This window comes from Streptomyces sp. NPDC048370 (assembly GCF_043200825.1).
Taxonomy (GTDB): domain Bacteria; phylum Actinomycetota; class Actinomycetes; order Streptomycetales; family Streptomycetaceae; genus Streptomyces.
The window spans coordinates 168,516-183,820 of the sequence record NZ_JBICYI010000012.1 but is presented as its reverse complement, the minus strand read 5'-3'; the positions used below and the strand labels follow the sequence as shown (position 1 = coordinate 183,820).

At 71.9% G+C, this 15,305-nt stretch carries 17 protein-coding genes; 6 read left to right on the top strand and 11 right to left on the bottom strand.

Translation table 11 applies throughout. The annotated features are described in order from the left end of the window. The first annotated feature begins 12 nt into the window (after positions 1-12). A complete protein-coding gene (locus tag ACGFYP_RS25155) occupies positions 13-909 on the top strand; it encodes a tyrosine-protein phosphatase (protein WP_393497652.1) in 897 nt (298 codons plus the stop codon). Positions 910-924: 15 nt separating this feature from the next. On the opposite strand, the gene ACGFYP_RS25150 is transcribed toward ACGFYP_RS25155, so the two are convergent. From ACGFYP_RS25150 to ACGFYP_RS25125, 6 genes are all read right to left on the bottom strand, one after another. Then, complete coding sequence (locus tag ACGFYP_RS25150) at positions 925-2,568, bottom strand: DEAD/DEAH box helicase (RefSeq protein WP_393497649.1); 1,644 nt, start codon at positions 2,566-2,568, stop codon at positions 925-927. A 115-nt stretch (positions 2,569-2,683) separates the two neighbouring features. Beyond that, positions 2,684-2,887: a cold-shock protein gene (locus tag ACGFYP_RS25145; protein WP_290114082.1), complete on the bottom strand. Its 204-nt coding sequence runs from the start codon at positions 2,885-2,887 to the stop codon at positions 2,684-2,686. Positions 2,888-3,121: 234 nt separating this feature from the next. Continuing rightward, the gene (locus ACGFYP_RS25140; protein ID WP_393497644.1) at positions 3,122-4,279 is read right to left on the bottom strand and encodes an acetyl-CoA C-acetyltransferase; all 1,158 of its coding nucleotides are present in this window, start codon (positions 4,277-4,279) and stop codon (positions 3,122-3,124) included. A gap of 26 nt (positions 4,280-4,305) precedes the next feature. Continuing rightward, a complete protein-coding gene (locus ACGFYP_RS25135) occupies positions 4,306-4,935 on the bottom strand; it encodes a TetR/AcrR family transcriptional regulator (protein ID WP_393497641.1) in 630 nt (209 codons plus the stop codon). Between the two features lie 15 nt (positions 4,936-4,950). Then, positions 4,951-5,733, bottom strand: coding sequence for an SDR family oxidoreductase (locus tag ACGFYP_RS25130; RefSeq protein WP_393497638.1), 783 nt, complete (start codon positions 5,731-5,733; stop codon positions 4,951-4,953). Continuing rightward, complete coding sequence (locus tag ACGFYP_RS25125) at positions 5,730-6,866, bottom strand: acyl-CoA dehydrogenase family protein (RefSeq protein ID WP_393497878.1); 1,137 nt, start codon at positions 6,864-6,866, stop codon at positions 5,730-5,732. Before ACGFYP_RS25125 ends, ACGFYP_RS25130 begins: the two co-directional genes overlap by 4 nt. Before the next feature lie 61 nt (positions 6,867-6,927). Here ACGFYP_RS25125 and ACGFYP_RS25120 point away from each other — a divergent pair, with 61 nt between their 5' ends. The 3 genes from ACGFYP_RS25120 to ACGFYP_RS25110 are packed head-to-tail and all read left to right on the top strand — an operon-like array spanning position 6,928 to position 9,925. Next, positions 6,928-7,803: an enoyl-CoA hydratase gene (locus ACGFYP_RS25120; RefSeq protein ID WP_393497635.1), complete on the top strand. Its 876-nt coding sequence runs from the start codon at positions 6,928-6,930 to the stop codon at positions 7,801-7,803. Then, positions 7,803-8,948, top strand: coding sequence for an acyl-CoA dehydrogenase family protein (locus ACGFYP_RS25115; protein WP_393497631.1), 1,146 nt, complete (start codon positions 7,803-7,805; stop codon positions 8,946-8,948). Before ACGFYP_RS25120 ends, ACGFYP_RS25115 begins: the two co-directional genes overlap by 1 nt. Further along, positions 8,948-9,925, top strand: coding sequence for an acyl-CoA dehydrogenase family protein (locus ACGFYP_RS25110; RefSeq protein WP_393497628.1), 978 nt, complete (start codon positions 8,948-8,950; stop codon positions 9,923-9,925). The genes ACGFYP_RS25115 and ACGFYP_RS25110 overlap by 1 nt, the downstream gene beginning before the upstream one ends. Before the next feature lie 10 nt (positions 9,926-9,935). Here the strand turns inward: ACGFYP_RS25110 and ACGFYP_RS25105 are convergent, their stop codons facing one another. From ACGFYP_RS25105 to ACGFYP_RS25090, 4 genes are all read right to left on the bottom strand, one after another. After that, entirely contained in the window at positions 9,936-10,454 is a 519-nt protein-coding gene (locus ACGFYP_RS25105; protein WP_393497623.1) for a pyridoxamine 5'-phosphate oxidase family protein, read from the bottom strand. A gap of 74 nt (positions 10,455-10,528) precedes the next feature. Next, entirely contained in the window at positions 10,529-10,903 is a 375-nt protein-coding gene (locus tag ACGFYP_RS25100; RefSeq protein WP_393497620.1) for a VOC family protein, read from the bottom strand. Between the two features lie 53 nt (positions 10,904-10,956). Then, positions 10,957-11,676: a VWA domain-containing protein gene (locus ACGFYP_RS25095; protein ID WP_393497617.1), complete on the bottom strand. Its 720-nt coding sequence runs from the start codon at positions 11,674-11,676 to the stop codon at positions 10,957-10,959. A 58-nt stretch (positions 11,677-11,734) separates the two neighbouring features. Continuing rightward, positions 11,735-12,964 carry an acyl-CoA dehydrogenase family protein gene (locus tag ACGFYP_RS25090; RefSeq protein WP_393497614.1) on the bottom strand — a complete coding sequence of 410 codons (1,230 nt, stop codon included), beginning with the start codon at positions 12,962-12,964 and terminating at the stop codon, positions 11,735-11,737. A 27-nt stretch (positions 12,965-12,991) separates the two neighbouring features. On the opposite strand from ACGFYP_RS25090, the gene ACGFYP_RS25085 reads away from it, so the two are divergent. After that, a complete protein-coding gene (locus ACGFYP_RS25085; RefSeq protein ID WP_393497611.1) occupies positions 12,992-13,552 on the top strand; it encodes a flavin reductase family protein in 561 nt (186 codons plus the stop codon). On the opposite strand, the gene ACGFYP_RS25080 is transcribed toward ACGFYP_RS25085, so the two are convergent. Next, positions 13,435-14,082: a PadR family transcriptional regulator gene (locus tag ACGFYP_RS25080; RefSeq protein WP_393497608.1), complete on the bottom strand. Its 648-nt coding sequence runs from the start codon at positions 14,080-14,082 to the stop codon at positions 13,435-13,437. The two genes, ACGFYP_RS25085 and ACGFYP_RS25080, sit on opposite strands and share 118 nt — an antisense overlap. Positions 14,083-14,169: 87 nt before the next feature. Here ACGFYP_RS25080 and ACGFYP_RS25075 point away from each other — a divergent pair, with 87 nt between their 5' ends. After that, a complete protein-coding gene (locus ACGFYP_RS25075) occupies positions 14,170-15,297 on the top strand; it encodes an LLM class flavin-dependent oxidoreductase (protein ID WP_393497605.1) in 1,128 nt (375 codons plus the stop codon). The last annotated feature ends 8 nt before the right edge of the window (positions 15,298-15,305 follow it).

Genomic DNA, 15,305 nt, shown 5'->3' with positions numbered 1-15,305 from the left:
GGGAGTTCAGTCATGCCCCTTTCGAGACGCGCACTGCTGAGCACCGCCACCGCCACCGCTCTCGTCTCTCTCGCCCCACCGGCCGTCGCGGCGCCCCGCCGTCGGCTCCGCGCCTCGGCCGTCCGCCACATCCCGCTCCAAGGCGCGGTCAACGTCCGTGACCTGGGCGGCTATCTCACGTACACCGGCGATCGGGTGCGTCAGGGCCTGGTCTACCGGGGCGACGCCCTGGGCAAGCTCACCGACGCCGATCTGACCACGCTCGCGGGGCTGCGCCTCGCCACGGTGGTCGACTTCCGGATCCCGCTGGAGGTCCAGTCCGACGGCGCCGACCGGCTGCCCGGCGGGCTCGTCCCCGTCGCACGTCCGGTGACCGACAACGGTCTCAACGCGCTGATCCGGGCCGCGATCGGCTCGCGGGACCCGGTGAAGCAGGAGGAGATGCTGGGCGGCGGCCGGGCGGCCGCGTTCATGGAGGGGGTCTACCGCTCGTTCGTCACCAGCGCCGACAACCGGTCACGGTTCGCCGCGACGATCCGCGACATCGCCCGTCCGGGCGGCGGCCCGCTGCTGTACCACTGCACCTCGGGCAAGGACCGTACGGGCTGGCTGAGTTATCTGCTGCTCACGGTGGCCGGCGTACCGGAGCGGTACGCGGTGGAGGACTTCCTCGCCTCGAACACCTTCCGGGCCGCCTATGACGCCAAGCTGCGCGAGGGGCTCCGGCAGGCCGGGCTCATGCAGAACCCGGACCTGCTCATCCCGATGCAGGAGGTACGGACCACGTACCTGAATGCCGCGCTGGCCGAGGTGAGGACCGGCTACGGCAGTCTCTTCCGCTACCTGACCGACGGACTTGGCCTGGAGCCGCGCACGCTGGCGGAGCTCCAGGACCGACTCGTCGACTAGGCGACCGGGGAGGAACTAGGCGGCGCCGCCGGCGGCACGACGGCCACGGCCGCCGCCACCGCTGCGGGTGCGGGTGGGCGAACCACCCGTACCCGTACGCGCACCGCCCGTACCCGTACGCGCACCGCTCGCGCCCGTACCGGTACGCGAACCACCCGTCGCCGTACGGGCGTTGGCGCCCGAGCGGGAGCGGCCGGCGCCACCGGTGCCGCCACCGCCGCCACGGCGCGCGCGCTGGCCGCCGTTCCGGGCGGAGGCGGGCTGGGTCGGCTGCGGGACCTCGATGACGACCGGGATGCCCGAGGGCTCGCGGGCGCCGGTGACACGGGTCAGTTCCTCGTCGCTCGACTTGATCTGCGCCGTGCGCGGGCTGATCCCGGCGTTCGACATCAGCCGGCTCATGTCGCGCTTCTGCTCGGGCAGGACGAGGGTGACGACGCTGCCGGACTCGCCGGCCCGGGCGGTGCGGCCGCCGCGGTGCAGGTAGTCCTTGTGGTCGATCGGCGGGTCGACGTTGACGACCAGGTCGAGGTCGTCGACGTGGATGCCGCGGGCGGCCACGTTGGTCGCCACCAGGACGGTGACCTGGCCGGTCTTGAACTGGTCCAGGGTGCGGTTGCGCTGCGGCTGCGAGCGGCCGCCGTGCAGCCCGGACGCCCGGACGCCGCTCGCGAGGAGCCGCTTGACCAGCCGGTCCACGGCCCGCTTGGTGTCGAGGAAGAGGATCGTGCGTCCGTCACGGGCCGCGATGCGGGTGGTGACGGCCTTCTTGTCGGTCTCGTCGGCGACGTAGAGCACGTGGTGCTCCATGGTCGTGACGGCGCCCGCCGAGGGGTCGACGGAGTGCACGACCGGGTCGTTCAGGAACATCTTCACGAGCCGGTCGATGTTCTGGTCGAGGGTGGCCGAGAACAGCATCCGCTGACCGTCCGCCTCGACCTGCTTGAGCAGCGCCACGACCTGCGGCATGAAGCCCATGTCGGCCATCTGGTCGGCCTCGTCGAGGACCGTGATCGCGACCTGGTCGAGCCGGCAGTCGCCCCGCTCGATGAGGTCCTTGAGGCGGCCGGGCGTGGCGACGACGACCTCGGCACCACGGCGCAGGGAGTTCGCCTGCTTGGTGATCGACAGACCGCCGACGACGGTGGCGAGCCGCAGCTGCACCGAGGTGGCGTACGGCGAGAGGGCGTCGGTGACCTGCTGGGCGAGCTCACGCGTGGGCACCAGGACCAGGGCGAGCGGCGCCTTGGGCTCGGCGCGGCGGCCCGCGGTGCGGGCGAGCAGGGCGAGGCCGAAGGCGAGGGTCTTGCCGGAGCCGGTGCGGCCGCGGCCGAGGATGTCCCGGCCGGCGAGCGAGTTCGGCAGCGTGGCGCCCTGGATCGGGAAGGGCTCGGTCACTCCCTGCGCGTTGAGCGTCTTGACCAGGGCCGCGGGCATGTCGAGGGCGTCGAAGGATTCGACGGAGGGGAGCGCGGGCGTCAGCGTCTCGGGCAGGGTGAACTCGCGCGGCGGCGGAGGCGTGGCCGGTCCACGGCCGCGACCTGCGGCCTTCGGCCTGCCGTTACCCCTGGGGGCGGCGGAGCCACGGCGAGGATTTCCGGACATGGTTCCGGAGCGGGATTCCGCGGCCCGGCGGGGCCGCTTTTCGGAGCGAGTCATGGGAAATGCCTTCCTGGCCTGAGCAGAGCGCCCGAGCAGAGTGCCTGAGCACAGCGCGAGCCGGGACCCGCACCTGCGCGGTGCGGGTCCCGGCTGCGAGAATCGCGTACGGCGATCAGGCGGGGAGGATGTTCTCCGCCTGCGGGCCCTTCTGGCCCTGCGTGACGTCGAAGGTGACCTTCTGGCCTTCCTGCAGCTCACGGAAGCCGGAGGTCGCGATGTTCGAGTAGTGGGCGAAGACGTCGGCGCCGCCGCCGTCCTGCTCGATGAAGCCGAAGCCCTTTTCGGCGTTGAACCACTTCACAGTTCCGGTGGCCATGTTTTCTCCTGAATAGGTAAGGGTCCCATCCCGGAGAGTCCGGAAAACAAAATTGCGCCTGAGGAACATTCCCGTCAGGCGCACATAAAGTTCATGGGTACCAACTAGCAACACCAAGACCTTAGCACGCCGTCCCACCCGAAAGGGCGGGACGGCGACGCACGTCACACCGGGACCGGCGCGGAGATCCGTGGAGATCAGAGCCGCTCGGCGCCGGACGGCGTGTGCCGAGCGTCAGAGCCGCTCGATGATCGTCACGTTGGCCTGGCCCCCGCCCTCGCACATCGTCTGGAGGCCGTAGCGGCCGCCCGTGCGCTCCAGCTCGTGGAGGAGGGTGGTCATCAGCTTCACGCCGGTCGCGCCCAGGGGGTGGCCCAGGGCGATCGCGCCGCCGTTGACGTTCACCCGTGCCGGGTCGGCGCCCGTCTCCTTCAGCCAGGCGAGGACGACCGGGGCGAAGGCCTCGTTGATCTCGACGAGGTCCATGTCGTCGATGGTCATGCCGGTCTTCTTCAGGGCGTACGCGGTCGCCGGTATGGGCGCGGAGAGCATCCGGATCGGGTCCTCGCCGCGCACCGAGATGTGGTGGACGCGGGCGCGGGGGGTGAGGCCGTGCTCCCGTACGGCCCGCTCGCTCGCGAGCAGCATCGCGGCGGCGCCGTCGGAGACCTGGGAGGAGCAGGCCGCGGTGATGGTGCCGCCCTCCACGACGGGCTTGAGGCCGGCCATCTTCTCCAGGGTGGTGTCGCGGCGCGGGCCCTCGTCCACGCTGACGTCCCCGTAGGCCACGGTCTCCCGCGCGAAGCGGCCCTCGTCGATCGCGCGAAGGGCCCGCTCGTGCGACCGGAGGGCGAATTCCTCCTGGTCACGGCGGGTGATCCGCCACTTCTTCGCGATCAGCTCGGCGCCGTGGAACTGGTTGACGGGCGCGTCGCCGTACCGGGCCCGCCAGCCCTCGGAGCCCGCGTAGGGGCCCTCGGTCAGCCCGAGGGGTTCGGCGGCCTGCCGGGAGGCGAACGCGATCGGGATCATCGACATGTTCTGGGTGCCGCCGGCCACGACCAGGTCCTGGGTGCCGGAGAGGACGCCCTGCGCCGCGAAGTGCACGGCCTGCTGGGAGGAGCCGCACTGGCGGTCGATCGTGACCCCGGGGACCTCCTCGGGGAGCCCGGCCGCCAGCCAGGCCGTACGGGCGATGTCGCCGGCCTGCGGGCCCACGGTGTCGAGGCAGCCGAAGACGACGTCCTCGACGGCGGAGGGGTCGACGCCCGATCGCTGGACGAGGGCCTTCAGGACGTGCGCGCCGAGGTCCGCCGGATGTACGGAGGCGAGGCCTCCCTTGCGGCGGCCCACCGGGGTGCGGACCGCTTCGACGATGTAGGCCTCGGCCATGACGACTCCTCCAGACGTAAGAACGTTTATGTGCGTACGGCGATCCCGTCCAGGACCATCGACAGGTACTGGCGGGCGATCTCCTCCGGGCTGTGCTGTCCGCCCGGGCGGTACCAGGACGCGGCGACCCAGACGGTGTCGCGCACGAACCGGTAGGTGAGCCGGATGTCGAGGTCGGCGCGGAAGGTCCCGGCCTCGACCCCGCGCTCCAGCGTGCCGAGCCACGCCTTCTCGAACTTCTGCTGAGAGTCCGAGAGGTAGTGGAAGCGGGGCTGGTCGCTGAGGTGCCTGGACTCCTTCTGGTAGATGGCGACGGCGGCGCGGTGCCGGTCGATCTCCCGGAAGGACTCGGTGACGAGGGCCTCGATGGTCTCCCTGGGTCCGAGTCCGGCGGCGAGGACGGCGTCGTACCCCTCCCACAGCTCGGTCAGGAAGGTGGAGAGGATCTCGTCGAGCATCGATTCCTTGGAATCGAAGTGGTAGTAGAGGCTGCCGGCGAGCATGCCGGCGGCGTCGGCGATCTTGCGTACGGTCGTGGCGTTGTACCCCTGGGCGGCGAACACCTCGGCCGCTGTGTCCAGGAGCTCGCGGCGCCGCTCGGGCGAGGCGGTCACCGGGGGCTTCTTCTTGCTGTTGCTGCTGGCGGTCTTCGGCACACGTCCATTCTGGTCCTACGCGTGCTGGCTGCTGACCGAGACGGTCTCGCCGGTCATGTAGGAGGAGTAGCCGCTGGTGAGGAAGACGATGACGTTGGCGATCTCCCAGGGTTCGGCGTACCGCCCGAAGGCCTCGCGTTCGGTGAGCTCGGCGAGCAGCTCGGCGGAGGTGACCTTGACCAGGTGCGGGTGCATGGCGAGGGACGGTGAGACGGCGTTGACGCGGACGTCGTGGGTCGCCGCCTCGACGGCGGCGCATCGGGTGAGGGCCATGACGCCGGCCTTGGCGGCGGCGTAGTGGGCCTGGCCCGCCTGGGCGCGCCAGCCGACGACGGAGGCGTTGTTGACGATCACGCCTCCGTGGTCGTTCTCCGCGAAGTGGCGCAGGGCGGCGCGGACGCAGCGGAAGGTGCCGTTGAGGGTGACGTCGAGGACACGGCTCCACTGTTCGTCGGTCATGTCGACGAGGGCGGCGGTGCCGCCGAGCCCTGCGTTGTTGACGACGGCGTCGAGGCGGCCGTGGAGCCGTACGGCGGTGTCGAAGAGGGCCTGGACCTGGGTCTCGTCGGTGACGTCGCAGGGGAGGGCGTCGATCCGGTCGGCGCCGAACTCGGCGGCGAGGGCGGCCTCGGTCTCCTTGAGGCGGCGCGCGTGGGCGTCGCTGATCAGGATCCTGGCCCCCTCCTCCAGGAAGCGGCGGGCGGTGGCGCCGCCGATGCCGGCTCCGGCGGCGGCGGTGATGACGGCGGTACGGCCGGTGAGGAGACCGTGCCCCGGAAGGTAGGCGGGTGGGGTCATGGGCGCGGCTCCTTCGGGAGGCCGAGCACCCGCTCGGCGATGAGGTTGCGCTGGATCTCGCTGGATCCGGCGTAGATGGTGTCGGCGCGGGAGAAGAGGAACAGCCGCTGCCATTCGTCGAGTTCGTAGGGTTCGGCGGCGACGACCGTGGAGGCGGCGCCGCAGATGTCCATGGCGAGTTCGCCGAGGTCGCGGTGCCAGTGCGACCAGTAGAGCTTGGCCATGGAGGGGTCGGTGCCGCGCAGGGCGTTGGCGCGCATGGCCTGGAGGCCGGTCCACGCCTGGACGAGCCGGTCGCGGACGAGGGGGTCGGCGAGTGCGCCGTTGCGCCGGGCGAGCGCGGCCAGGCCTTCCCACTCGCGCCGGAATCCGACCTGCTGGCCGAGGGTGGAGACGCCGCGTTCGTAGCCGAGGGTGGCCATGGCGACCCGCCAGCCGTCGCCCGGCTCGCCGACGACGTGCGTGGCGTCGGTCCTGGCGTCGTCGAAGAAGACCTCGTTGAACTCGCTGGTGCCGGTGAGCTGGACGATCGGCCGGACCTCGACGCCCGGCTGGTCCATGGGGACGAGCAGGTAGGAGAGGCCTGCGTGGCGTCGCGATCCGGGTTCGGTGCGGGCGACGACGAAGCACCACTGGGACTCGTGGGCGAGCGAGGTCCAGATCTTCTGGCCGTTCACCACCCACTGGTCGCCTTCGAGGGCGGCGCGCGTACGGACGGCGGCGAGGTCGGAGCCGGCGTCGGGTTCGCTGTAGCCCTGGCACCAGAGCTCCTCGACGGCGCGGATCGGGGGCAGGAAGCGGGCCTTCTGCTCCTCGGTGCCGTGGTCGATGAGCGTGGGTCCGAGGAGCTGTTCGCCGATGTGGTTGACGCGGGCGGGGGCGTCGGCGAGGGCGTACTCCTCGTGGAAGGCGATCTGCTCCTCGATGCTCGCGCCGCGCCCGCCGTACTCCTTCGGCCAGCCGACGCAGGTCCAGCCGTGGGCGGCCAAGTGCCGTTCCCAGGCCAGTCGTTCGGCGAACGCCTCGTGTTCGCGGCCCGGTCCGCCGAGGCCCTTGAGGGCGGCGAACTCTCCACCGAGGTGGGTCTGTAGCCAGTCCCGTATCTCGGTGCGGAACTCCTCGACGCTGCTCATGGCGCTGCTCATGGCCGTACGTTAACCTACCAAACACTTGTTAGGGAAGGAGCGTCGAAGGATGCAGATGCCCGTGCTGTACGAGCGTCGCGGCCCGGTCGCGTACGTGACGATGAACCGCCCCCGCTACCGCAACGCCCAGAACTCCGCCATGACCTACGCCCTGGACGAGGCCTTCTACCGGGCCTCGGACGACTCCGAGGTCAAGGTGGTCGTACTCGCGGGCGCGGGCGAGCACTTCTCCGCGGGCCATGACATCGGCACTCCCGAACGCGACGCCCATCTCCCCTTCGACCGCCGCGCCGGACTGTGGTGGGACCACTCCGACAAGCGCGGCGCCGAGTCCCGCTTCGCCCGCGAGTCCGAGGTCTACCTCGGCATGTGCAGGCGCTGGCGCGAGCTCCCCAAGCCGGTCGTCGCCTCCGTCCAAGGGGCCTGCGTGGCGGGCGGGTTGATGCTGGCCTGGGTCTGCGACCTGATCGTGGCGAGCGAGGACGCGTTCTTCGCCGACCCGGTGGTACGGATGGGGATTCCGGGCGTCGAGTACTTCGCCCACCCGTGGGTGATGCCGCCCCGGATCGCCAAGGAGTTCCTCTTCACCGGGGACCGGATGACGGCGCGCAGGGCGTACGAGATCGGCATGGTCAACCGGGTGGTGGAACGCGAGCACTTGGCGTCGTCCACCGAGGAACTGGCGCTACGCATCGGCGAGATGCCCCGACTCGGCCTCGCCCTGACGAAGCGGGCGGTGAACCAGGCGGAGGACCTCCAGGGCCTGCACGCCGGGATGGACGCCGTCTTCGGGCTCCACCATCTCGCCCACGCCCACAACGCGGAGACCGCCGCGGACCCTCCCCCAAGCTCTCAACTTCGTTCGAGCAGGGGGGACCCCCTTGGCGGGATGGACGTGGCGGCCATGAAGGAGGCGGGCGTCTGATGGACCTGTCGTACACCACGGAGGAGCAGGAGTTCCGCGCGGAGGCGAGGGAGTGGCTGAGGACCCACGTACCGGCCGTGCCACTGCCGTCCCTGGAGACGGAAGAGGGCTTCGCCGCGCACCGCGCCTGGGAGGCCGAACTCGCCGCCGACCGCTGGTCGGTGGTGTCCTGGCCGGAGCGGTACGGCGGCCGGGAGGCCGACATCTTCCGGTGGCTGATCTTCGAGGAGGAGTACTACGCGGCAGGGGCGCCCGGCCGGGTCTCGCAGAACGGCATCAACCTCCTCGCCCCGACCCTCTTCGACCACGCGACGGAGGACCAGCGGGCCCGGGTGCTGCCGACGATGGCGACCGGGGAGGTCGTCTGGGCGCAGGCCTGGTCCGAGCCGGAGTCCGGCTCCGACCTGGCATCGCTCACGTCGCGCGCGGCACGGACGGAGGGCGGCTGGCTGCTGTCCGGCCAGAAGACCTGGTCCTCGCGGGCCGCCTTCGCCGACCGTGCCTTCGGGATCTTCCGCACCGACCCGGAGACGGACCCCGCCCGGCCGCACCGGGGGCTGACGTATCTGATGTTCGACCTGCGGGCGCCGGGGGTGACGGTCCGGCCGATCGGGCGGCTCGACGGGAAGCCCGCGTTCGCGGAGCTCTTCCTCGACGAGGTGTTCGTGCCGGACGAGGACGTGATCGGGGAGCCCGGCCAGGGCTGGCGGATCGCGATGTCCACGACCGGCAACGAGCGCGGCCTGACGCTCCGCTCCCCCGGCCGCTTCCTGGCGGCGGCGGACCGCCTGGTCGCGCTGTGGCGGGAGACGGGTGCGGACCCGGGGCTACGGGACCGGGTCGCGGACGCGGTGATCGGCGCGCGGGCGTACCAGCTCTTCACGGCGGGCGGCGCGGCGCGGTTCGCCTCGGGGGCGTCGATCGGGGCGGAGTCGAGCCTGAACAAGGTCTTCTGGTCGGAGTACGACATCGCGCTGCACGAGACGGCGCTCGACCTGCTGGGCGACGAGACGGAGTCGGCGGAGGGCGAGTGGGGCGAGGGGTACGTCTTCTCCCTCGCGGGCCCGATCTACGCCGGCACGAACGAGATCCAGCGCGACATCATCGCCGAGCGACTGCTCGGCCTGCCGAAGGGGCGGCGCTGATGCGATTCCAGCCGACGGAGGAGCAGCGCGACTTCGCGCGCTCGCTGGACGCCATGCTGACGGCGGCGGACACGCCGACGGCGATACGCGCCTGGTCGACGGGCGACCACGGCCCCGGCCGCACCTTGTGGTCCCGCCTCGCGGAGGCGGGCGTCTTCGCCCTGCCGATCCCGGAGCAGTACGAGGGTGTGGGCCCCCTCCCGGTCGAACTGACGACGGCCTTCGTGGAGCTGGGCCGCCACGGGGTTCCGGGCCCGGTGGTGGAGACGGTGGCGGCTTCGGCCCTGCTGACGGAGCTGGCCGGCTCGGGCGGCGCGGGCCCGGCGAAGCGGCTGCTGCCGGGGCTCGCGACGGGCGAGACGGTGGCGACGCTCGCGCCGGACTCCCAAGGCCTCGCGCTCGACGCGGACGTCGCCGATCTCGTTCTCGTCGTCCGGGGGGAGGAATTGTGGCTGGCCGCCGGGCACCAGGGCGTGCGCGCGTCCGCCGATCCGGCGCGGCGGCTCGCCCGGCCCTCGCCCGGTGGGGAGTTGCTGGCGGCCGGGCCCGCCGTGCGGGAGGCCGCGGCGCGCGCCCGGGAGTGGGCCATGCTCGCGACAGCCGCCCAGGCGCTCGGTGTCGGGCTCACGCTCCTCGACCGGACCGTGGTGTACGCCAAGCAGCGCCGCCAGTTCGGGGCGCCCATCGGCTCCTTCCAAGCCGTCAAGCACCGCCTGGCCGACACCCTGATCGCCCTGGAGTTCGCCCGCCCGCTCCTCTTCGGAGCGGCGGTCACGTTCCGGAGCACCGATCTCGCGGCCGCCAAGGTCGCCGCCGGCGAGGCCGCGTACACCGCCGCCCGTACCGCCCTGCAGATCCACGGCGCCATCGGCTACACCGAGGAGCTCGACCTCTCCCTCTGGCTGCGCAAGGCCCGGCCCCTCCGGGACGCCTGGGGCACCCCTTCCTGGTGCCGGGACCGGGTCCTGGCGCCCTGAGGGGAGCGTCTCAGTTCGGGTCCTGCGTCGGCGGGCTGTCGTCGTTGCCGCGGCGGAGCGTCCGCGCCGGGCGCCCCGGGGCCCAGGTGCGGACGACGAGCTGCTCGCCGTCCACGTACGTGCGGACCACCTCCGTGAGCTCGATCCGGAACAGATGGAACGGTTGCGGCTCACCGGCCGCCTCCACGTACCGCGCGACGGTCTCCGCGTCCGTGACCTCCACCGCCCGCCCGGAGATCCGGACGTCGCCCCCGCCCATGTCCGTCCCGGCGCCCGGGTTGGCGAGCAGCGAGAGCCGGGGGTCGCGCCGCAGGTCGAGTGCCTTGCGGGAGTTCGGCATCATGCCGAGCCACAGCTCGTCGAAGCGGAAGCCTGCCTCGATCCCGCTGAGCCGGGGCGAGCCGTCCTTGCGCAGGGTGGCGAGCGCGTGGTGGGTGAACTGCCCGAAGCGCTCCCGTACGGTCGCGGCGAGGTCGGGCTCGGCGGCTTCGAAGGCTGCCCAGGTGTCTGCGGTACCGGTGTCTCCCATGGGTCCAGGAAACACCGGATACCCGACATCTTCTGTCTGGATTACTCCACGTCCACGCGGTCAGCCACCCACGCTCACGCGCCGCGCTCGGCCGCGGACCGCTCCACGCAGAACTCGTTGCCCTCGGGGTCCGCCATCAGCGCCCACCCCGTGCCGTCCGGCTTGCGGTGGTCGTCGACCAGCGTGGCGCCGAGGCCGAGCAGCCGCTCGACCTCCTCGTCACGGCTGCGGTCCTGCGGCTGGAGGTCGAGGTGGACCCGGTTCTTGACCGACTTCTTCTCCGGCACCTGGATGAAGAGCAGACCGCCACCGGCCGTCGCGACCAGCGCCTCCGGGTCACCGGGCTGGTCGTCGTCGGAGACCTTGGAGTCCAGGACGGCGGCCCAGAAGGTCGCCAGGGTGTAGGCGTCGGAACAGTCGATCGTCACATGTCGCACAAGAGAAGCCATGGCGCCACTATCACCCGAACGACGGCCGTGCGGCCAGGAGTTAACGAGAGGCCCTAGGGACGGACGATGGACCGCGCCCGGGCCGCGGAGAGCCAGGCGGGGAACTCGGCGACGATCCGGTCGTACAGCTCCGCGTCCGGGACCGTGCGCGGGTCCATGCCGGCGTGGAAGAAGCCGGCGTTGTCGACGGAGCGCTTCTGCGGTACCGCCAACTCGTCGAGTTTCCGCAGGAATTCGAACTGCCGGCTGCCCGGGTCGCCGAAGCCGACGAACTGCCAGAAGAGCGGCAGCTCGGCCGCCTTGCACAAGTACCGCTCCGCGGCGAGCTTGTTGATCGGACCGCCGTCCGTCTGGAAGACGACGAGCGCGGGGGCGGTCGCGCCGCTGTCGAGGTAGTGGTCGATGACGGCGTCCATCGCCAGGTGGTAGCTGGTCTTGCCCATGTGGCCGAGTCCGGCGACGATCCGGTCGATCCGCCCGTGGTGGTCGGCGAGTTCGATGTCGGTCTCGGCGTCGATGTCGGTGGAGAAGAAGACCACCGGCACCCGCCCGTCGTCGTCCAGGTTGGCCGAGAGCCCCAACACCCGGTCGGCCAGGGCCTGCACGCTGCCGTCCTTGTAGTACGGCTTCATCGACCCGGAGTAGTCGAGCACCAGGTAGACGGCCACGCGCTGTCCGTCCATCCCGTGCTTCCGCAGGGACACCCCGGCCGACTTGTAGAGACTCACCAGCGCGGGCGCGGTCTCCTCGACCTTGCGCAGACTCAGACCCACGGATCCCCCCTCGATCTTCCGAGGGGCCCCATCCCCCCGGAGTGCCGAGCGTACGTGATCAGGGCGCGGGAACGAGGCCGAGCGCGGCGGCGATGCGGATCCGGTGTGCGGCGGGGGCGCCGAAGAGGCGGGCGGACTGGTGGGCGCGTTTGAGGTGGTCGTGCGCCGGGTGTTCCCAGGTCACCCCGATCCCGCCGTGGAGCTGGATCATCTCGCCCGCCACCGTCTCGTACGTCTGCGAGCAGACCGATCGCGCGGCCGCGGCGGCCAGGGGTTCGGCGTCCGCGTGCGCGGCGGCCAGGGCGAGGGAGCGGGCGGACTCGACGGCGGTGTACAGGTCGGCCAGGCGGTGCTTGAGGGCCTGGAAGGAGCCGATGGGCCGTCCGAACTGGACGCGCTCGCCGACGTGGCGGACGGTCTCCTCCAGGGCCCGTTCGGCGCCCCCGACCTGCTCGGCGGCGAGGACGGTCGCGGCCACGTCGCGCACCCGCGCGAGGACGGCCTCCCCGTCGGCGGTCAGGAGCCGGGCGGGCGCCCGGTCGAGCAGGATCCGGGCGAGCGGGCGGGTCCGGTCGAGGGTGGCGACCTGAGTGAACTCCCAGTTCCCGTCGGTGAGTTCGTAGACGCCGAGGCGGCCGGTGCGCTCGTCACGGGCGAAGACCAGGCACACGTCCGGGCGTTCCGGTGCGGCGAGGACGTACTCCTTGCGCCCGGAGAGACGGCACGCGCCGTCGTCCGCCGTCGTGAGCGCCACCGCCTCCCAGCCGCCCTCCTCCGCCCAGGCGAGCGCGCCGGCCCGCGCGCCCTCGGCGAGGCCGGGCAGGAGGCGGGCGCAGGCGTCCCAGTCGGCCGAGGCGAGGAGGGCGGTGACGGGCAGGACGGCGGAGCCGAGGAACGGGACCGGGCTGAGCGCCCGCCCCAACTCCCCCGCCACCACGGCGATCTCCGGCAGCCCGCAGCCGAGTCCGCCGTACGCCTCCGGTACGGCGAGGGCGGCCACGCCGATCTGCCCGGCCAGCGGGGCCCAGGCCGCCGCGCCCTCGTGGCGGGCGAGCACGGACCGCACCGCCGCCCGCAGTTCGCCGACCGCGACCGCGCCGAGGGCGGCGGTGATCCAACGGCGGCTGTTGGGGGCCCAGATCGCGACCCGGTCGCCGTGCCGTACGCCGTGGGCGACGGCGGCGCGCGCGGCGGCGGCGATCTCGTCGCGCAGCCGGGGGAAGCCCCAGCGGACCTCGCCGCCGGCCCCGCTCCCGACGAGCGCCTCAAGGGCCGGATCGGTGTGCACGGCCGCGGCCCAGCCGGGCCCATGGACATGAAGTCCGCACTGGCCGGCTTCTGCACGGGTGTCGCCGTCGTGACCGCGCTCGACCCGGAGGACGGACGGCCCGTCGGCATGGCGGTGCAGTCGTTCTCGTCCGTCTCGCTCGATCCGCCGCTGGTCTGCTTCTGCCCGGCACACACCTCGACGACCTGGCCACGGATCCGGGCGGCGGGCCGGTTCGCGGTGAACGTGCTCGCCGCCGATCAGGAGGAGCTGTGCCGGCGCTTCGCGGTGACGGGCGGCGACAAGTTCGCCGGTACGGCATGGCGGCCGGGCGGCGCGGGCGGCGCCCCGCTGCTCGACGGGGCGCTCGCGACGGTCGAATGCACGCTGGACGCGGTACTGGACGGCGGCGACCACGCCATCGCGCTGGGCCGGGTCGACGCGCCGACCGCGCACCGGGACACCGGTCCGCTGCTCTACTTCCGGCGCACCTACGGACGCTTGCCCTCGGCGGAGTCGACGGAGTCGGCGGCCGCACGGGCGCGCTCCTTCTCCAGCTCCTCGATGTCGGCGAGCATGGCGTCCGCGAGGTCGCGCTCGGAGGCGTAGTACCGCTCGGCCCACTTGAGGGTGAGCGTGGGGTACGCCCACGCCTCCTCGGCCTTCGCCCCCTCCACGTCGACCTCCGCGCGCAGCCGCATGGTCTCGGCGAACTCCCGGTGGCGGCCGAGGACTTCACGCATCTGCTCGGGTTCGAGGAGGTGCCCGAGCCAGAGCCGCAGCATCGGTCCGTGCTTGAGCACGGGCGGGTCGACGGGCGCGGTGCGCGCCCACGTACGGACGGCGGTCATCCCCTCGTCCGTGATCCGGTAGACCCGCTTGTCGCGGCTGCCCGTCTCCTGGGCGACCATCCGCGAGGTGGCGTAACCGGCCTTCTCCAGGCGCTTCAGCTCGCTGTAGATCTGGCTGAACGACGGGCTCCAGTAGAAGAAGCGCAGCGACCAGTCGGACCACTTCTTGAGGTCGTAGCCGGACAGCTCCTCCCCGAAGGAGAGCAGCCCGAGCACCGCCCAGCTGGTCGCCGGGAACCCCGGGATCTCCGGTACGTCTTCCTGACCTGCCGTCTTCTTGTCCGCCACGGACCGAAGTCTACGACCCCCTTCCCGACCTCCGATATGACTGCTAGACGTATTCCTATTCGAAATAGAAGAGGTGAGGAGTTCACCGTGAAGTTCTCCATGATCTTCGAGGCCCAGCTCGTCGACCCGACCCCCGAGCGGGAGCGCCAGGTCATCCACGACTGCGTCGAACAGGCCGTCCACGCCGAGGAGATGGGCTTCGACCGCGTCTGGGCGGTCGAGCACCACTCCCTCACCCAGTACGCGCACATGAGCGCGTCCGAGATCTTCCTGACCTGGGTCGCCGCCCGCACCGAACGCATCCGGATCGGCCACGGCGTCGTCACCATGCCCTTCGGCTACCAGCACCCGGTGCGGGTCGCCGAGCGCGCCGCCATGCTCGACGTCCTCAGCGGCGGCCGGGTGGACATCGGCGCCGGCCGGGGCGCGACCCGGCAGGAGATGCGGATGTACGGAGTGCGCCCCGAGGACACGTACCCGCAGATGGAGGAGGCGCTACGGATCTTCTCCCACGCCTGGCGCGAGGAGCAGTTCGAGTGGCACGGCTCGATCGACATCGGCCCGGGCGCGATCCTCCCCCGCCCCGTGCAGGACCCCCACCCGCCGCTCTTCATGGCCTGCTCGAAGCACGACACCCTGAAGCTCGCCGCCGAACTCGGCATCGGCGCCCTGGTGATGGGCTTCGCCGGCGCCGACGACGTGCGCGCGATGCGCAAGGTGTACGACGAGGCCATCGCCGGACGCGACGGCTCCCGGCTCGTCTCCTCCGAGGTCAACGACCACTTCTCGGCGCTCTGCCCGACGATCGTCCTCGACGACGCGGAGCGCGCGCTCCGGCTCGGCACGCGCGGCCAGCGCTTCTTCGCCGAGTCGATCGCCCACTGGTACGGCAACTCCCCCGCCCCGACCGGCTACGCGGAGGACGAGGACCACACGGGCGCGCTCGAACGGCGCCGCGAGGAGCTGGTCGCCCGCCTCCACGAGGCGAACATCCCGGCCCGCCCGGTCGACACCGGCACGTACAACACCGACCACGCCTACGGGGACGCCGGCACCGCCATCGCGTACGTCGAGCAGCTGCACGAGATCGGGGTGGACGAGGTGATGTGCCTGATCCAGATGGGCACGGTCCCGCAGGAGGTCTGCATGGAGACCATCCGGCAGTGGGGCGAGAAGGTCATCCCGCACTTCCGTGCACTGGAGGCGGCCAAGTGAGCCAGGTG

Excerpts from the sequence above, each read along its gene's own strand:
- ACGFYP_RS25155 (WP_393497652.1), top strand. The coding sequence starts at position 13 with ATGCCCCTTTCGAGACGCGCACTGCTGAGCACCGCCACCGCCACCGCT.
- ACGFYP_RS25150 (WP_393497649.1), bottom strand. The coding sequence starts at position 2,568 with ATGACTCGCTCCGAAAAGCGGCCCCGCCGGGCCGCGGAATCCCGCTCC.
- ACGFYP_RS25145 (WP_290114082.1), bottom strand. The coding sequence starts at position 2,887 with ATGGCCACCGGAACTGTGAAGTGGTTCAACGCCGAAAAGGGCTTCGGC.
- ACGFYP_RS25140 (WP_393497644.1), bottom strand. The coding sequence starts at position 4,279 with ATGGCCGAGGCCTACATCGTCGAAGCGGTCCGCACCCCGGTGGGCCGC.
- ACGFYP_RS25130 (WP_393497638.1), bottom strand. The coding sequence starts at position 5,733 with ATGACCCCACCCGCCTACCTTCCGGGGCACGGTCTCCTCACCGGCCGT.
- ACGFYP_RS25125 (WP_393497878.1), bottom strand. The coding sequence starts at position 6,866 with ATGAGCAGCGTCGAGGAGTTCCGCACCGAGATACGGGACTGGCTACAG.
- ACGFYP_RS25120 (WP_393497635.1), top strand. The coding sequence starts at position 6,928 with ATGCAGATGCCCGTGCTGTACGAGCGTCGCGGCCCGGTCGCGTACGTG.
- ACGFYP_RS25115 (WP_393497631.1), top strand. The coding sequence starts at position 7,803 with ATGGACCTGTCGTACACCACGGAGGAGCAGGAGTTCCGCGCGGAGGCG.
- ACGFYP_RS25110 (WP_393497628.1), top strand. The coding sequence starts at position 8,948 with ATGCGATTCCAGCCGACGGAGGAGCAGCGCGACTTCGCGCGCTCGCTG.
- ACGFYP_RS25105 (WP_393497623.1), bottom strand. The coding sequence starts at position 10,454 with ATGGGAGACACCGGTACCGCAGACACCTGGGCAGCCTTCGAAGCCGCC.
- ACGFYP_RS25100 (WP_393497620.1), bottom strand. The coding sequence starts at position 10,903 with ATGGCTTCTCTTGTGCGACATGTGACGATCGACTGTTCCGACGCCTAC.
- ACGFYP_RS25085 (WP_393497611.1), top strand. The coding sequence starts at position 12,992 with ATGAAGTCCGCACTGGCCGGCTTCTGCACGGGTGTCGCCGTCGTGACC.